Origin of the sequence: Granulicella sp. L56 (assembly GCF_009765835.1) — a bacterium.
Classification (GTDB): Bacteria; Acidobacteriota; Terriglobia; order Terriglobales; family Acidobacteriaceae; genus Edaphobacter.
Genome location: NZ_LMUS01000006.1, coordinates 2307728 through 2326248 on the forward strand (window position 1 = coordinate 2307728; position 18521 = coordinate 2326248).

An 18521-nucleotide genomic window follows, 5' to 3' on the forward strand; every position below is an offset into this window, starting at 1 on the left:
TAATTTAATGTTCAGCGCAGGTATAGCCGAATTGCAGATTTTACTGGATTTCTCAGCTTCCCTTGTTCGGATCAGGATAAATTTTATGTTCAAGCACATATTAATGGCGTTAGGGATATTGGCAGGGGCGACCTATATGTCGGCTCAAGTCGCGACGAACGCCATTGTTGTAGGTACAGTCACGGATTCTTCCCAGGGAATCATTGCAAATGCAAGTGTGACACTGACTCATCTCGCTACCGCCGCCATAACTAAGGTGACTACGAACAGTAACGGACAGTATCGAACGCCCCCCTTACGCATCGGCGTATATAGCGTTGCTATTGAAAGCAAAGGATTCAAGCAATTTAGAGAATCGGGAGTGATCCTGGATATTGGCGCGGTCCGTCAACTTGATGCTGTACTAGAACCAGGACAAGTCTTCGAATCTGTGGATGTCCAGGCAAATCCAGAAGGTCTACTTCAGAGCTCCGACTCAACAGTCGGAACGGTTATCACGAATCAGCAGATTGCTGCCCTACCCCTTAATGGGGGGGGCAGTGGACGTGATTATCTTCAGTTGGCAACCCTTTCCTCCGGCACTACGCCAGCGCTTGGTACAAGCGGAGGAATTGGAATAGGTGGTCAGGCTGGAAGCCAGGTGGCCTTCCTGTTGGACGGGCTTGACAACAATAACCAACAGATCTCGACAGGTCATAGCGGTCAAAAAGAGATTATCAAGCCGTCGGTCGATGCCATCGAGGAGTTCAAAGTGGTGACAAACGGTTATTCGGCCGAGTATGGGCGTTCCTCCTCAGGTGTCGTTAGCGTGCAGTTGAAGTCTGGCACCAACGCAGTCCATGGGAGTGTCTTCGAGTTTCTACGCAATGATGCAACCGATGCACGCAATTATTTTGCCCAGCAGGCACTTCCATACAAGCAAAATGATTTTGGCGGGACTATCGGTGGGCCGATTCGCAGGGATCGCATCTTTGCTTTTGGGGATATCGAGTTCTTTCGTCTCAGACAGCAGATTCCGACCTATAGTCTGGTTCCCACGGCGGCGCAACGGAGCGGTAGTTTTTCAACGACCATCTACGATCCAACAACCTATAGCGCTTCCACTAAAACCCGCACAGCCTTTTTGGGAAATCAGATCCCTTCTGGCCGGTTCGATACAATCTCTCAGAGAGTGTTGAACTATTTTCCTCAAGCTAACTTTAGTGCGCCTGGCAACTCGTACAACTATCTGTACAACAGTCCTGAGCCTTCTAATAACTATCGATGGGATATTCGCTCTGATCAGATATTAAACAGCAAACAGAGCCTGTACGAGCGATTCAGTTCGCAACAGGTGAATAATGGCCTTGTTGCGCCTTTACCTCCATTGGATGGCCAGAACTATACTGGATCCGGTTCGCAAACCACAAACAGTCTCAGCTTTGTAGTCGGCTACAACACTGCGTGGTCGCCTACAGTATTGGCCTCCGTACGGAGCGGTTGGAATTTTCTCTACTGGCATAACTTCCTTCCCAATCAGACGCTGACCTCGATAGGAATTTCGGGTGTTGAGACGGTCTACCCAGGGTTTTCGCAAATTGCGGTTACAAATTATGCAACCCTTGGTGTGAGCAATGTTCCGAATATCGACTCCAGCGAAGATCGTCAAATTGCCGGCGACATTACTTGGAACCGCGGACGCCATGCTCTAAAGTTTGGATGGCAGGAATTCTGGTTGCAGACCAATTTCAACAGCTCTCAGAGATCCAGCGGCATTTTCAATTTCAATGGAGAGTACACATCTAAATCGGGAGGATCGGGCACCGCGGATCAGGCATTTGCTGATTTCCTTCTCGGTACATCTTCCAAGGAGCAATTATCTAGTATTGCTCTCCTGAATTTCCGCACTCCATATACTCACTTATTTGTTCAGGATGATTGGAAGGTAAATCGAAATCTAACCCTAAATCTGGGGTTGCGCTACGAAATCAGTCCCCCTCCAGTAGATAAGCACAATGCGATCGCCAACTTCGATATGGATACTGATCCTGACAAGCCGCAACTTGTCCAGGCAGGTTCGAAGGGGAACAGTATTCCAGACCGCGCACTTCAGAATGTGAGCTACACCGGCGTGGCTCCGCGTGCCGGGTTTGCATACAGTCTTCCAGACAAAAAAACTGTTATTCGTGGCGGATACGGCATCTTTTACTCTAATCTCATCACGCTCGGCGGAATGCAGTCCCTCGAAATCAATCCTCCAAATAGCCTGCCCCGCGTGACCATCTCTCCGAATGCAACCATTCCCACTAATTACCTGGCAGCCGGATTTCCGGAGGGCACGCTTTCTTTTACAAATGGAAAAAATGTTGAATTAGCTTCCTATGATCGTCGTGCCAAGGTTCCCACAGATCAACAGTGGAATCTTAATGTCCAACACGAGTTACCATTTGGGATTCTTACGGAGGTAGGATACTATGCGAACAAATTTGACCATAACTGGTGGCAGGTCGATGGTAATCCAGCAGCACCCACGCCAACTTCATTGCTTCCTCCATCTGGTATCAACGGATATCGAGCTTTCACTTCTACTACAATTCCGGTAGCCGGTAGCCCTATCATCACTCTGGCAGATGTTATTCGAATTAGGAAGGAAGGATGGAGTCAGTACAATGGGCTACAGTTAAAAGCTGAAAAGCGTTATGCCGACGGCCTTACATTCATTGCATCCTACGCCTTTTCAAAGACGATTGGTATCGGTGACATTAGTGGGATTCAAAACCAGTCCAATATTAATGCTGAACAAGCCGTGACGAGCACAGATATGCGACATCACTTCGTTGGCAGTACGGTTTATCCGCTTCCATTTGGCCGAGGTAGACATTTCGGCAGCAGTTGGAACAAATGGGTTGATGGGGCACTTGGTGGTTGGAGTGTGACTCCAATTGTGACGTTGAGTTCGGGCACGCCGCTAAATCTGACCGAGGCTGCTAACCCGTCGAATACCGGTGGAACTGCGGATCGTCCTAATGTTATCGGTAGATGGAAGCTTAACAAGCCCTCACCACGCGAATGGTTCAACACGAGTGCCTTTTCGGCAAATCCGTCGGGTACCTATGGAAATGCTGGCCGTAACCTTCTGATATCTCCGGGCACGGTAAACATTGACGCTGGCATCCACAAGACCCTTGTCATCAGCGAGCGTCTCACGGCGCAGTTGCGATTCGAGTCGTTCAATGCGACTAATACACCGCACTTTGGATCTCCTGGATTGGACGTAGGAGCGTCCAAGGCATTTGGAATCATTACGACTGCCGGAGCGCCGCGAGAAAATCAACTTGCAATCAAGTTCTTGTTCTGATAAGTAGTCGCGTCTTCCCGTTGATCTTAGCTGTTGCCGCCTAAGATCTCTATCGTGTCGAAAACTACACTGCAATTCGATTTCGCGAAATATAGTTATACGCCAGCGGCTATCTTTCATCAGTTTCGTGTCGTCGCCGAAAGATTGCATTGACGAATAACTACTCTTGTCGCCCTTCGCACGAATCATAGTTTCCCCTAGCAAGCACCATCATCATTTCTTGTAAAAATCTTAAGACCCGAATACGGAACTAGACGAATGCATATTCTGCTACATCTATGTCAATGGATTTATGGAACCCACCTTTCGACCGCAATCCGTGAATCGGTATGGGTATTTCCTATTATTGAATCAATCCATGTGCTAAGTATCGCAGTGCTGGTTGGCACAATTGCCATTCTGGACCTTCGGTTACTGGGTCTGATCATGAAACGTGAGCCCGTCTCTGGAATTGCAAGGCAAGTGTTGCCGTGGACATGGACGGGGTTTTTTATCATGTTTGCTACTGGATTACTTCTTACGATCGCTGAGGCGGAAACCAACTATTACAATTGGGCATTTCGCATTAAATTAATCCTCCTCATCCTGGTTGGATTAAATCCACTCATCTTTCACCTCACAATCTATCGTAAGGTCAATACTTGGGATATCTCGAATGTAACCCCGCTCCGAGCTCGTATCGCAGCGACCTGCTCATTGACTCTTTGGGCCGGGATCATCATTGCCGGTCGAATGATTGCATACCTGCACTAAATATCTGTACTGCTGCCAGCATTCGAAGGGTGATTTTTCAATATGACTATTCTAGGATTCTGCCACTGGCTGGCCAAGTCCCACATCGGAGTCATCATGCGCGACTCGACATGGGGTTTCGCCATCGTCGAAATTGGCCATCTTCTCGCCCTTGCCATGTTTGGGGGTGCTGTCCTGTTAGTGGATCTACGACTTCTCGGCCTTGGATTCAAGACGCAATCAAAGTCTCAGGTAGCACGGGAATTACTGCCGTTGACAGTTGGAGGGGTGATTGTAATGTTTGTATCTGGATTTCTCCTCATGGCGAATGGCCCGATTCGTTATTACTACAATCCTGCGTTTCGGCTTAAAATATGTCTCTTTTTCCTTGCGCTATGCTTCCATTTCACACTTCAAACAAGAGTGGCGCGACACACACTTGATTGGGAAAACAATTCAAGCTGGCTAAAAGCTGGCGCGATAGTTTCTCTTATTTTATGGTTCAGCATTGGTCTGGCTGGTCGCGCAATTGGATATGTGTAGCTAGTAGGATTAACACTGCTAGTAAGTACAAATGGTGTTAGATAATTGTTGACATTTGTAAGTAGAGAGGATACATAATAGACATGCCATACTATCAAGAAAGAGCTGCTTGTTGCGCGTATCTGTCGATTCGAGAGCGCGGTCGAGCATGTTGTTTGTCATCTTGATGGTTGGTTCCAATCTATAGATAACTCGCCCGCTATTGTTTGAGATGCGGGCGCATGTTTGCCTGAGTCAGCTAGAAACCAAATTACATTGATGACCTCCCGTGTGGCTAGGAATCTAGCTATGCCCCAGAGTGTCATTCAGGCAGTATCTTGTGAGGCGAGCATGTTGCGAAAAATGTTTGTAATGCTTATTTTGCTCTGGAGTGGAACGGTCCTGGGTCAACAGGCTACTAACGCTATCCTCCTGGGTTCGGTTGTTGATACGAGTCATGCAGCAGTAGCAAATGCCACTGTTACCGTGATTAGCACGGCTACATCCGCTACAACGCAAATCCATACGGACAACGGTGGAGAGTATCGGACCCCGCCTTTAGCGATCGGCGAATACCGAGTAATAGTCGAGGCTTACGGATTTAAACAGTTCGCTGTGAGCAAAGTGCTGCTGTCGATCGGCGACGTTCGCAAGATTGACGCGACGCTGCAGCCCGGTAACGTATCACAGGTCGTGACGGTCTCTGCATCGGGAACTGTTCTCCATACTTCCGACTCGACGAGCGGAACCGTCATTGGAAATGATCAGATTGTGGAGTTGCCGCTTAGCAGTGCGAATGGAAGAGATTATTTACAACTCGCGACGCTTTCAGCTGGCACTGCACCTGCAATTGCCGGGGTAGGAATCAGCATTGGTGGTCAGCAAGGCTATAACGTGGGCTTCCTGCTTGACGGAATCGATAATAACGCTCAATTTATCCGTTATACATATGGCAACCAAAAAGAGGCAATCAAACCTTCTATCGATGCCATCAGTCAATTTCAGGTGGTAACTAACGGTTATTCTGCAGAGTATGGCCGTTCCTCTTCTGGGGTCGTAAGTGTTTCCACAAAATCAGGAACAAATCAACTTCACGGCACTGCGTATGAGTTTTTTCGCAACGATGCCCTTGATGCGACTCCCTTCTTTGCGACTAAGACGCCTTATAGCCGCAATGACTTCGGAGCTAGTATCGGCGGCCCAATTATTCGTGACAAAGTATTTGCTTTTGGCGATTTTGAGCTATTGAAGCTGGTTCAAAGCGCTACCCAACATAACACGGTCCCAACTGCTGAGGAACGTCATGGGATCTTCCCGGGCCCGGTCTATGATCCTGCAACCTATGGTGCAAACACTGTCAATGGACTTCCTGCGCGAACAGCCTTTAAGGAGAACAGTATCCCCGGTTCCAGGATTGATCCTATTGCCGCTAAGCTATTGCAACTGTACCCATTACCACAAACGACCGGTGGTTTGGGCTGCACCACCTGCAACTACGACTATGTAGCTCCTGCAAATCAGTTTCCAGTAAAGTTCGATTTTCGTATCGATGACATCCTGTCTACTAAACAGAATGCATTCTTCAGATGGAGCACTCAAAATCAACATTACCCGCCAACTATCACGCTACCGCCGATTGGTGGCATTTACTATACGGCGGCCGAGCCTACGGATGATTATGGGCATTCCTTCGCTTTCGGCTACGACAGAATATGGTCTCCGACTCTAATCAGTTCTGTTCGTACGGGTTGGAACTACCTTAAGTCAGTTGCTTCCAGTCCCACGAGCCCTAATCTCAATGCCGCCATTGGTTTCATTGGAGCAGACACTCTCGTGCCCGGGGGGCTTGTAAGTACGAGCGTAACAGGATTTACGACATTGGGCGGCGGCGGCAAAGGCAATATTACTAGTACAGAAACTCGCCAGATATCTGGAGATCTGACCTGGGCACACCGTACGCACAATATCAGATTTGGTGTTCAACAATATTGGCTGCAGACAAACTTCGTCAGTGAGCAACAGTCAGAAGGAACGCTCAGCTTCACGGGAGTATTCACAAGGCAGACTAATAGTGTAGCCGCATCTGCATACGGACCGTTGGCAGACTTTCTCCTTGGCATCCCTGCATCGGGTAATCTTTCGAATGTTGAGACTGTCACCGATCGGCAGCCGCTCACGCACTTTTTTGTACTAGACGACTGGACAGTGAGCAGGCGCTTCACTGTGAATATTGGCCTTCGTTATGAATTGAACCGGCCGCCGTTAGACAAGGGCGATCAGTTGGCCAATGACAATCTGGATCTTACCGGAACTCCTGTTTTGATTCTGGCAGGTCAAGGCGGCAATAGCCGCACAAGCCGATCGACAATCCAGCCCGACCATTGGCAACTTGCTCCCAGAATTGGTTTTGCATATAGTCTGCCAGACGATAAGACCGTGATAAGAGGAGCATACGGCTTCTTCTATGCGAACACGCAACAGCCTGGGGGCATGCAGTCCTTGCAAATCAATCCTCCATTCCATTTGCAGATAGCGTTGTCGAATGCTCCCACCGCAACTAATCCTTCATTCACTCTTCAGGGAGGCTTTCCTGCCAATAGTCTGTCTCTCGCGAATGCATCGAGCGTGCTAACCGTATCAGATGATACCCGCGGTCGTTGGCCGCGAGCACAGCAATGGAATGTAAACGTTCAGCGTGAGTTGCCCGGGCACATTCTGTTTGAAATAGGGTACGCAGGAAATGATCTGACCGGTGCATGGATGCAATATGATGCAAACCAGGCTCCCCCAAAATCTGGAAACACGAATCTAAACCGACCTTTTCAGACCTTAGCGGTCACGGGAACACCGTACACCGTTTCGCTGGCGGACATCGTCCGCATCGGCAAGATCGGCTACAGCTACTACAACGCGTTACAGACAAAGGTGGAAAAACGCTACTCAGGCGGCGTGAGTATTCTGGCTTCCTATGGCTATTCCAGAACGATTGGGTTAGGAGAGAACCAATCAGGTGGAGTCCAGAATTCGTACGATATACAGGCAGATAAGGCAGTCTCAAGCCAGGACATAGCGCACCATGTCACCGCGAGTGCGGTATACGATCTCCCTTTTGGTCGCGGAAAGAGCTTTGGATCGACGTGGAATCGATATGCCAATGTGGCACTCGGAGGGTGGAGCCTTGATCCAATCCTGAGCTTTAGCACGGGACTACCGTTCAACCTTACCGTAAATGGAAATCCTTCGAATTCCGGTCAAGGCAGCTTGGATGGTAATAATGATAGGCCCAATGTCGTTGGAGATTTTCGCGCTGCCATCAACCCGGTAATCGGATCGCGTACGCACACGAAGTCGCAGTGGTTCAATACGGCAGCTTTTGCTCCTAATGCTCCGTACACCTTTGGCGATGCGGCGCGTAATCTACTGCGGTCCTCGGGGGGATTAAATCTGGATCTTGCGGCTCACAAGAAATTTCAAATCACAGAACGAGTGATCACACAGTTGCGGCTTGAAGCATTCAATGCCACGAACCATGACATCTTGGCCGCCCCCAAAGCGGCAGTCGGAACGGCGACATTCGGCCAGGTTACCGCAGCTCAGAATTCTGCTCGGGAATTGCAAGCCGGAATAAAGGTGTTGTTTTAGCTCAAAAACCACCACTTAACACAAAGGAGATCCATGATGAAGAAGTTATTACTTAATGCTGTTCTAGCTATAGGCGTAGTTGCGATTTCTACTCCCGCCTTTGCGCATCATTCGTTTGCGGCTGAATACGACGCGAGTAAGCCCATTACTCTACACGGGAAGCTTACTAAGCTGTCCTGGGTTAATCCGCATGGGTGGATTTATGTCGACGTTGCTAATCCGGATAAAACGGTTACGAGTTGGGCCGTTGAATTTGGTGGCCCAAATGCGCTTCTTCGGCGCGGTCTTCGCGAGACCGATTTTCCACTCGGTATTGAACTAACTGTGAATGGTTATCTCTCTAAGAATGGAAAAAAAATTATTAACGGTACTTCAGTCAAACTACCCGATGGCCGGAGTCTCTTTACAGGGTCGGTGGGGACTGGTGCACCAGGCGATCCCGGCGACAAAGAATAACTTCCAACATTCAAACGAAAGAGGAGATTATGGGTTTTCGTAAGGGCAACTGCTTCATTTTTATCGCCGGCATCGTTTTAACTGCCTCTGCTTGGGGGCAGTCGGCCAAGCTAGCAACTATTCCACGCCTCGCCGATGGCAAACCTAACCTCAACGGGATTTGGCAGTCGATCAGTGGTGCAGACGTTAACTTGCAGGATCACATCGCAGACAAATATGCTCCGGGTGCGCAAAGTGTTGTTGAAGAACATGAGATTCCTTATCTGCCAGAAGCTCTGAAGCAGAAACAGGATAATTTAGAAAAACGCAGGACTTCGGATCTCGACACCGCAAAGTGTGATCTTCCTGGAGTTCCACGCATCACCTATGCACGTAATCTTCCTTTCCAGATATTCCAACTGCCGAAAGGCGACAAGATCACGGTCCTCTATGAGTTTGCACACGCGCATCGCTTCCTCTATACCAACGGTACGGTCCATCCGCCCGGGCATATCAATTGGTGGCTTGGAGATTCACGCGCCAAGTGGGAAGGGGATATTCTCGTCGTCGATAGTGTTGATTTCAATGACCTCACATGGTTCGATCATGCGGGAGACTATCACAGTGAATCGTTGCACGTAGTGGAACGGTACAGACTGCTAGACGCAGATCATATCGATTACAAGGTTGAGATTGAAGATCCGCAGGTGTATTCCAGGCCATGGCATATCGATCTCATTCTGTACAAGCACAAGGAAAAGAACTTCCAGCTTCTAGATTATGTCTGCTATGCCTTCGGCCTCGATAAGTATTATCCATAGCGCAACGAGTCCAATCGAATCCGCAACGAGACAGGAGAATTTAAAAGTGAATGTGAAGCAGATACACCATATAAAGAATCTGTCGATTGTTTTGGCACTGGGCACTGCGATCTGCATGCCGGGCATTGCCCAGCCGGCTACCTCCAAAGCCGAAGTCTCGACCAAACCGTGGAAACCCAAGCTCTTGAGTGACGGTCAGCCTGATATTAGGGGTGTTTGGACAACCGTCTATTACGGTATGGGCTGCCTCACCAATCCTACCAACGGCGACGTCAACTGCGTGCCGCCACCTGGCCCAAGACCTGCGCCAGGCACGTCGAATGCTGGCGGACCACCGGCGCCGGATGCTAGTGGACATACCGCAGGTCAGAGAGGTCATGGCAATCCCCCCACTATTGCTAATTCGCAATCTGCACCAGATGTTCGAAAGAACGATGGTCAGAAGCAGACTGGGCGCGTGCCAAGAAGAGCGAGGAATGCTCCAAGCAGAATTACCGATACTGCCGACTATGACATTCCTTACACCCCGGAGGCCCTGGCTCATCAGCAAGATCTATTTGCTCATTACTATGCGCCAACAAGTTATGGAGATATCGACCCGCAGCAGCGCTGCTGGCCTTTGGGAGCTGTTCGGCAGTTCACCTGGCATGATGTTCAGGTAGAGCAGTTTCCGGGTTACGTTCTTCTTATCTTCGAAGGAAGTGAAGTGTATCGAATTATTTATCTTGATAACCGCCCACATGTAGGGAGTACCCTAAAACTCTGGATGGGCGATTCTCGTGGCCATTGGGAGGGAACCACGCTTGTTGTTGACACCACCAATAACAATGCTAAGGGTCGTCTTAGCCGGGCGGGGGACTTTTCAAGCAACAAGGTTCACCATATCGAGCGCTTCAAGTTTATTGATGCAAATCATTTTCGATATGAGGCCACCTTTGACGATCCATCTGTCTACACGCGACCGTGGACGTTCGGTTTCGATGAACATCGCGCTTTCTTCGGCGGAGATGGAGGCGCACCTCCAGGTCCTATCACTGCTGAATCACAGGCTAAATACGAAAACTGGGAAGAAGCTTGCCAGGAGGGGCTGATCCCAGGAGGAAACGACATTCCGGGTTTGCCAATAAACCCTCCGGACAGCACGAGCAGTAACAACAAATGAGCCCTAATTTCTAGAGTAATCCACCTGAAAACCTAACGTGTTATCCCTCATTGGGGATAACACGTTCCACCTAATAACTAGTTAATGGCGACAAGGAAAATATTCTATGTACGAACCAAAACTCTTTGCCCAAGCTATGACGGCGATCATCCTTCTCTTTGGTGCAGCTTCGATATCTTCATTGGCACAGCGACTTCCATTAGCCACTGGCGTGAAAAAGGTGTGCACCATCGAATTCAATAAAGACTCAAGACGTCCAGCGCGTGTCGAGGATGCCGCACTGCCATGCCTCGAACAGGCAGCCAAGAGACTTAAGGCAACGCCCAACATTAAGTTGGTTCTCGTTGGCATATCGCATCCGTTATATGATCGCGAAGACCAAGACCATGGCATGGAGCGTGAAGGCGAGGACATGACTGGTCTCGATATACGGTTTAGCGATGTGGCCGCGTATCGCGTTGTGAATACAAAAGCATATCTCACCCAATGGCTAGGGGCTGATCCAACGAAGATCATTCCGACTACCGACGAATATGCGCTTGGGCGACAGGTCATAATCTATGCGGTGCCCGGTGACGCTAGCTTTTTTCACAACTATACAAAGACGACACCAACGAACGAATCAAAGTGCACGGTCAAGCCATGCCCAAATCCTTTAGAGGATGTTTTGACTCCACAGGCACGTCCTCGTATTCAATAAATACTATTTAGCTGAACAAATAGATCGTGTTGTGGCTGCGCTCTTGGTTCGTTCTCCGTAAGGCTCGGTCTGGGACGAGGTTAAAAGTGGGATTGCAGCTTATTTGTAGTGGATTTTAATAAAGACAAAACCTGTTAGTGATATACATTAGGCAATCATGATGGTTCGCACACAAATCAAGTCGCTGAGCCTCATGCCCTCCTGCTGTCTCTTCTGTTGTAACTAGCTAACAGCCAACGTTGTTTTGGATCATTCAGATCCCTTATAGTCATCCCCATTCAAGCTAAACCACTCGACCGCAATCGTTGTGAGTTATTTCTTTCAGGAGCAATCGATGTCCAACCGTGTACCCACTTCGAAGTTCAATATATCAATCGATGGCTGGGCCGTCATTCTCTCCCTTGGCCTCGCCCTCGTTGTTCGTCTTGGGCTTCTCAAAACTGTCCCCTGGTAGTCAGCAGTCGCGCTTCGCTAATTCAATAAGACCGGAGAAAGAACATGGCAATCTCAGCCGAGACCGAACTACCAGACCTTCGCAATGAATACCCGCCACACGCTCCCGGTACGATTCCCGCAGAACGTACAACTCTTCTTGGTCTTTTCCCTGGCGTTGCATTGCTCGCCGTGGTCGGTTACGCGGGCAAGTTCGTGGAGCACTTCCTCAATACCTACACTAAAGCTCACCACATTACCTTTCCGAACATCGAATATGTTCTCTGGGCCATCGTCTTCGGGATTGTTATATCCAATACCGTTGGGCTTCCGCGCATCTTCCGCCCCGGAGTGGCAACTTACGAATTCTGGCTCAAAGCTGGAATCATTCTTCTCGGTGCCCGATTCATTCTTGGAGACATTCTGCGTCTTGGTGGACTCTCGCTTGTTCTGGTCTTTATCGCTCTTGCGCTCTCAATTACATTTATGACGTGGCTTGGCCATGCCTTCAACCTCAGTCCAAAACTAACAACTTTGCTCGCAGTCGGCTCCAGCATTTGCGGGGTGTCAGCCATCATCGCCACGCAAGGCGCCATTGATGCCGACGAAAAGGATTCTTCTACTGCTATTGCTGCTATCTTGGCGTTAGGTGCTCTTTCTCTTTTCACCTTTCCTCTCATAGGTCATGCTCTCCACATGTCGGACCATGCTTATGGTCTCTGGGCTGGACTCGCTGTCGATAATACCGCCGAAGCCACCGCTGCCGGAGCTCTTTACTCAGATGCCGCCGGTAAGTTTGCTGTTCTAGCCAAGACATGCCGTAATGCCCTTATTGGTTTTATTGTCCTTGCCTATGCGATCCAGTGGGCACGCAAAGGTCTAGCGAACGAAGCCACTACGAACCAGCTTCAACACAAGGCTTTATTTCTCTGGCAGAAGTTTCCGAAATTCGTTCTCGGCTTTATCTTCATTTCGTTGCTCGCTACGCTAGGGGCTTCCAGTAACCCTGTCGTCGCGCAATTAGGCTTCACACAAGTTGAACTTACAGCACTCGGTAACCTAAGCCGTTGGGCCTTTCTACTCACTTTTGCGGGCGTAGGATTACGCACCAACCTTCGAGAGCTCTTCAAGCAAGGCTCACGCCCTCTGATCGTAAGCGCTCTGGGTGAAATTGCCATAGCTATCATTACCCTTGTACTGATTCTCGGAGCCAGCCGGATCTATCATCTCTAACTCAGGCCATTTGTCTTTGGTGGCACGGATACCGCACACCCAGCTTTTAGTTATTGGGAAATCGTCTTTCGAGCTAATGCGAGTTTGAGCGGAGCTTGTTGTCATTTGCTGCTGGATTCCGTCTGGTGTTAATCGCCACTTCGGAATATCACGTAGGACCTCACGAAGTTGTTGCTGGGCGATCCGGTTCTCCTCGGGCAGACCAACAGTGATACGGGCCCATGTGAGAGAAGGCGAAAAGGTTCGACCGATGTCGACATTGCGAGCACGGAACGCTGCCGCGAGTTCCGCTTGTGGGCGTCCGGCATCGAAGAAGATAAAGTTTGCGTGCGAATCTGTGTGTGCGAGCTTCAGTTCATCGAGAGCCGAGATCCATTTTGTTCGTTCGGAAGATGTAATGGTCCGAGTCCGAGCGACGTGTGCCGTGTCGGCGAGAGCCGCAGAAGCGGCGGCGATGTTCATGCGACCTAGCGATTCGGCATCTCCGGCACCTTGCTTCCTGAGAGTATCGGCCAAACGACGCGGAGCAAGCGTATATCCAATGGGAAGCCCGGCGAGACCATGGATCTTGTCGAAGGTACGAAAGACGAGAACGTCAACACCCTCGCGGACGAGCGATACGGCGGATCGAATTTCAAACTCCGCAGTGTACTCGAGGTATGCTTCGTCTACGATCACCGGAACGTGTTGTGAGGCTTCCCGGAGAAAGTGTTTGAAAGGTCTATCAGCGCTGACTGTGCCGGTAGGGTTGTGTGGGTTGATCAAGTAGAGGGCTCGGGTTCGGGAATTGATCTTCGCCGCGAGACCAGGCAGATCATTCTCATACTTCACGTCGAGGGGAACGGGAACGCCGATTCCCCCGACATGCGAGGCGGCGTCGACATGAGCCAGGTATCCTGGCGTTGAATAAATGAATTCTCCGCCCGGCCCTCCCTGGCTTCCGAGATAGAGACCGAGCGCTCCCAGAATTTCTCCCAATACGATCTGTTCAACCGGGATGCGCTTATAAGCAGCGATCAACTCTGCGAAAGCCTGAGCCGCGTTTGCATCCGCGTACCGGGCAAGGCGAGAAAATTCGCGCTGGATTGCAATCTCGACGTTCGAAGACGGTCCGAAGGCATTTTCATTGAGATTAAGACGGATCAATCTCTGTGGGTTGAGATCGGCAGGTGCGGCGGTTGCTGAGAGCGGCATGAGAGTTGCGCCCAACACGAAGCTGGAGGTCTTTAGCAACGATCGGCGAGTAAGATTCGATGACATTTGTTTCATTCCTTTGCCGGGTAAAGCTTGAGCAGTTCCACATCACCCATTGTGTCAATAGGTGATGTGGAGGCCGAGTTGTAGGTAGCGCGGAAAGTTCGCCTGAGCTGTAATGGCGCCAAAGTTCGCGCTGCCAAAGGCCGTATTTGGACCGGCGAACAATGGAGTGTTGAACGTGTTGAAGGTCTGCGCGCGGAACTGGACGTTGACGCGGTCACGAATCAGGACACTCTTGAACAGAGTGATGTCCCAGTTCTCGTAACCCGGACCACGCAATGCGAGTGAGCGTGGCGCGTTGCCGAACGTGTAAGCCGGCGCGGTGGTAAATGCAGCTGGGTTAATGTATCCGTTTAGACGGCTATACAAACTACCTTTAGTCCCAAGAGCAGCCCCGTGAACCAGGTTGGGTCGCTGCACACCATTGCCGGCGATAGTGCTATTGGGATTGCTGCTCTGGCGGATCGAGACCGGGAACCCACTCTGGAAGGTGGGCAGCACGTTCAACTGCCAGCGACCGATGATCTCATCACCCCAGCGCGTGCCGGTCGAAAAACGTCTCCTTTTCCAAACGGCAGATCGTAAAGAACACCGGCGACGAAGCGATGAGGAACATCGGCGACAGAGTGTGAGTATTCGGCTTCAAGATCATAAATGTTTTGGGGAGCCGACACTCCAGGACTCTGGATGCTATTAGCGGTAGCAAAAGACGAATCCATATTGCGCGACCATGTGAAGGAGGTGATCAGATTGAGACCGTGAGCTGCGCGCTTCTCAGCCTTTACCAAGAGTGCGTTGTAGTCGGCATGAGCAGAGCTGACAAAGAGATTGATTGAGGTGAACTGAGGGAATGGGCGAAGTGTCTGCGAACGGGCCACCGTGGACCGACCGATGATCCCGGGTCCGCCAGCTACATAATTCGGATCCTGATCGCTCAAAGATCCGCCGAGGCTGAAGTTCGATGGGTTAAGTTGATTGATGTTGATCGGAGTGCTGCTGGTTGGAGAGGGATTGAGGTTGATTGACCGCGATCCGATGTAGGAGGCATCCAGTGCGATATGACCTGTCGGTATCAGTGCATCTAGACTGGATCGATGGATTCTGGTTGCGGATTCAATCACGATTCGATTGCCGATGTCTCTCCAAGGACCAGGAAAGGAAGCTCAGAATGAGAAAGCTGAAGATCATCGAACATATCTCGCTGGACGGCGTGATTCAGACTTCCGGCGAACCTCCGTGTACCGGCTTCCTCGACGACGCAGCGGCGTGAGCGAATGCCGAAGTTCTGATAGGAACGGATCGGCCCAGGCTTGATAACTCCTCATAAATCGGCTTGTGGGAAGTGATCGTGAGTTCTCGATGAGTGCATTGGCGATTATCACAAACCTAGCGTCCGCCGGGTTACGACTGGATTCCCGAGGACTTGATAAAGAGGAAGGGTGCTATGTAGTTGTCTAAATGACGCGAGGTTTCTCGAATCGCGGATTCCGACATGATCTTGGTGTTTTCTATGCTCTCGACTGAACCTAAATCTATTCCATACGCAATGCATTTGTAGGATTTACATTCGCAGCGCGGCCTGCAGGCACTGCGCTCGCCAAGAGGGCAACCAGGGCGACACCGACAATGGCGAAGGCATAACTTGCCGCATCGAGAGACTTCATTCCGTACAGCGAGCTTTCGAGCCCCTTCCCAGCCGCCATGGCGAGCGGCACGCCAAGTACAACACCGGCCGCGCATAACAGCAGGCTTCCGCGAAGGACCATCCACACTACCTGCGAGCGCTGTGCGCCGAGGGCCATCCGGATGCCAATCTCCGCGCTGCGGCGGCTGACGCGGTAGGCGAGCGTTCCGTATAAGCCGGTCGCGATGAGCACCACGGCAAGCATGCCGAAGCAGCCTGCGAGGCGAGCGAAGAGAGCCTGTTGCGCTATGGACTGCTCGAAGACCGCGCTCTGAGTCATGGGCTCGAGCAAGGGCATGTCAGGATCGATCTGGGTGATCACCTTGCGTACCGTGGGCAACATTGTCATGGGGTCTCCGGGCACACGCATCTCGACGTTGAGATCATTCACCGCGCCCCCCTGCGTGAATACGGTCCATATCATCGGCATCGCTTCTTCGGTGATGCTGGTGTACTTATGATCTTTGACGACACCAATGATGAGGCTTGCGTCGGTGCCCTTGAGATCGGTGAGAACGTGGCCTACGGCGTTGAGTGTACCCAGATATTTTTTCGCGAAGGTCTCATTCACGATCAAGACCTTTGGAGTGGACGGGGAGTCGGCATCGGAGAAATCGCGCCCCTGCAGTATCTGCACGCCCATGGTGTGAAAGTAATCCGCGGCTACGACGTTTCCTCTGAAGCTCGCCTGTGAGGGATCGATCCCGTTCGGCTTGTGACCGTCCACAAGCAGGCCGGCGTTGTTATTGGACCATCCAGTACCGGGCCGGTTGCTCGCCATGGAAACGCTCTCTACACCGGGGATCGTTCGCAGTCTCTGCTGCAGCGCGACGAAGAAGGCGATGCTCTCTTCCTTGGTATGAGCGTGTTGCGGATGCACGCCGAAGACCAGCAAGCCCTTGGGCTTCTGCCCAAGCGGAGTGTTCAACAGATTTCGCAGCGTGCCGAGCAGCAACCCCGCGCCAACCAGCAAGACGACGCACATGGCTATCTGCGTCACGATGACCGCATTGCCTGCGCGCATCTTCTGCGAGTTTGACTGTGAGACCGTTGCGGAGCTACGCAGCACCATCTCCGGGCTGCTCGACATCGCAGCACGCAACGGGGCAAGTCCGAAGACGAGTGCCAACAAGAACAGCACGCTCAGTGTGAACCACAGCACGGTTCCATCCGGCTGAAGGTTCGATTGAATCTGCGCCCACGATCCGAGAGCACGCGTAGCGCCCACAGCGAATGCCCACGCCGCGATGCCGCCCAGCGTAACAAGCAGCACGCTCTCCGTAAGTAACTGGCGAGCCATCTCCGTGCGCCCCGCGCCGAGTGCAAGCCGTACGGCGAACTCTCGCTGCCTGCTTGCATTGCGTGCCATCAACAGCATCACCACGTTGCTCATGGCAATTAGAAGCACAAGGCAGACCATCGCCATCAGCGTCTTCAGCGCACGGGCGAAGGAGTCGTCCTGGTTGTCGAACTGCTTCGCATCCTTGAACGAGAGCTGGTAGGTTGGGTCACCCGCATGCTTCTGGTGAACCCCTATGTAAGCCGCCTGTTCAAAGACTGCCTGCGCCCTTGCCAACGCTTGCTCACGGCTTACGCCAGGTGCGGTGCGAACCATCAGCCTCATGCACCAGAAGTCCTGCTTGGTCAGGTACATACCGTCTTCTGCGGGCGATCCCCAGGCATTGAAATCCGGCCTGCTCTGCAGCGGAATCCAGAAGTCCAGCGGAAGCCCTCCCTCAGTGCCTTCGAATCCTTTGATCGCGACCCCGACGATGGTGAAGGGAACTGACTTGATGTACAGCGTCTTTCCAATTACATCGCGACTACGGTCGAAGTGCGTAGCCCAGAACTTCTCGCTGATGACGGTGACTGGCGTGTGGTCGTCCTCGTCTTTCTGCAGAAAGCCGCGACCTAACTCCGTGCCAACGCCCAGCCCACGAAAGTAGTTGCCGCTGACCATGTCGCCCGTAGCCTCCTCCGGCACTGTGCCTACGCGCACAGGGGCCTTGCCGCTAAAAGACATGGGAATGAAGGCTATGACCTCCTGCAATCCGCTCTGCTGCTCGCGTAGAGCTCGATATACGGGATAGGAAAAGGAGTTGTCCGAGTTGCCGGTCTGCGAGGCGCCGTCCGGCCATCCTGTGGTGTGCAGGTAGAAGACGTGCGAAGCGTCCTGCACCGGCAACATCTTCATCAGCACGGCATGCATGACGCTGAAGACGGCTGTGTTCGCGCCCACCCCCAGAGCCAGGGTGAGCACGCAGACGATGGTAAACACCGGCGTCTTCGCCAACTGCCGCACACCATAGCGGACATCCCGCCAAACATTCGCAAAGAACATCGTCGTCCTCGATTCCCTCTGTCGCTGCTTCAATAGAGTGGTGTTACCAAACTGCCTTCGTGCTGTCCGTGCCGCCTCTTTGGTATTCATGCCCTCACGCTCGTACTTTTCTGCGAGCATCTCCAGATGGGTCTTCATCTCTTCGTCAAAGGCGCTGTCGGCGCGTCTCTGCACAAAGAGTGTCTTCAGCTTGGCCACGAAGGTAAGCGCGCGGTCAGACATG

Annotated in this window: 13 protein-coding genes; 9 read left to right on the forward strand and 4 right to left on the reverse strand. The window is 51.4% G+C overall.

Annotated features, from left to right (window positions below):
• Window positions 1-85 precede the first annotated feature (85 nt).
• The 9 genes from GSQ81_RS17340 to GSQ81_RS17380 all read left to right on the forward strand — a co-directional run bounded on the left by GSQ81_RS17340 (window position 86) and on the right by GSQ81_RS17380 (window position 13016).
• Window positions 86-3337, forward strand: coding sequence for a TonB-dependent receptor (locus tag GSQ81_RS17340; protein WP_158911881.1), 3252 nt, complete (start codon window positions 86-88; stop codon window positions 3335-3337).
• Window positions 3338-3595: 258 nt separating this feature from the next.
• Entirely contained in the window at window positions 3596-4090 is a 495-nt protein-coding gene (locus GSQ81_RS17345) for a DUF6644 family protein (RefSeq protein WP_158911882.1), read from the forward strand.
• A gap of 42 nt (window positions 4091-4132) precedes the next feature.
• On the forward strand, window positions 4133-4612 hold the full coding sequence (locus tag GSQ81_RS17350) for a DUF6644 family protein (RefSeq protein ID WP_318523733.1): 480 nt from the start codon (window positions 4133-4135) through the stop codon (window positions 4610-4612).
• A gap of 330 nt (window positions 4613-4942) precedes the next feature.
• Window positions 4943-8233 (forward strand): carboxypeptidase regulatory-like domain-containing protein, encoded by a 3291-nt coding sequence (locus GSQ81_RS17355; RefSeq protein ID WP_158911884.1) that lies wholly within the window; start codon window positions 4943-4945, stop codon window positions 8231-8233.
• Window positions 8234-8266: 33 nt separating this feature from the next.
• Entirely contained in the window at window positions 8267-8689 is a 423-nt protein-coding gene (locus GSQ81_RS17360; protein ID WP_158911885.1) for a DUF6152 family protein, read from the forward strand.
• 29 nt (window positions 8690-8718) lie between these two features.
• Window positions 8719-9489, forward strand: coding sequence for a hypothetical protein (locus GSQ81_RS17365; RefSeq protein ID WP_216846462.1), 771 nt, complete (start codon window positions 8719-8721; stop codon window positions 9487-9489).
• Between the two features lie 46 nt (window positions 9490-9535).
• Window positions 9536-10651, forward strand: a complete 1116-nt coding sequence (locus tag GSQ81_RS17370; RefSeq protein WP_158911886.1) for a hypothetical protein — start codon at window positions 9536-9538, stop codon at window positions 10649-10651.
• A gap of 106 nt (window positions 10652-10757) precedes the next feature.
• Window positions 10758-11351 (forward strand): hypothetical protein, encoded by a 594-nt coding sequence (locus tag GSQ81_RS17375; RefSeq protein ID WP_158911887.1) that lies wholly within the window; start codon window positions 10758-10760, stop codon window positions 11349-11351.
• A gap of 498 nt (window positions 11352-11849) precedes the next feature.
• A complete protein-coding gene (locus GSQ81_RS17380; RefSeq protein ID WP_158911888.1) occupies window positions 11850-13016 on the forward strand; it encodes a YeiH family protein in 1167 nt (388 codons plus the stop codon).
• On the opposite strand, the gene GSQ81_RS17385 is transcribed toward GSQ81_RS17380, so the two are convergent.
• The 4 genes from GSQ81_RS17385 to GSQ81_RS17400 form a co-directional block, all read right to left on the reverse strand.
• Complete coding sequence (locus tag GSQ81_RS17385; protein WP_216846463.1) at window positions 12921-14276, reverse strand: histidinol-phosphate transaminase; 1356 nt, start codon at window positions 14274-14276, stop codon at window positions 12921-12923. The two genes, GSQ81_RS17380 and GSQ81_RS17385, sit on opposite strands and share 96 nt — an antisense overlap.
• Before the next feature lie 54 nt (window positions 14277-14330).
• A complete protein-coding gene (locus GSQ81_RS17390) occupies window positions 14331-14774 on the reverse strand; it encodes a hypothetical protein (RefSeq protein WP_158911889.1) in 444 nt (147 codons plus the stop codon).
• A gap of 2 nt (window positions 14775-14776) precedes the next feature.
• Entirely contained in the window at window positions 14777-15394 is a 618-nt protein-coding gene (locus GSQ81_RS17395; protein ID WP_158911890.1) for a hypothetical protein, read from the reverse strand.
• A 411-nt stretch (window positions 15395-15805) separates the two neighbouring features.
• Complete coding sequence (locus tag GSQ81_RS17400) at window positions 15806-18520, reverse strand: ABC transporter permease (protein ID WP_158911891.1); 2715 nt, start codon at window positions 18518-18520, stop codon at window positions 15806-15808.
• Window position 18521 lies beyond the last annotated feature (1 nt).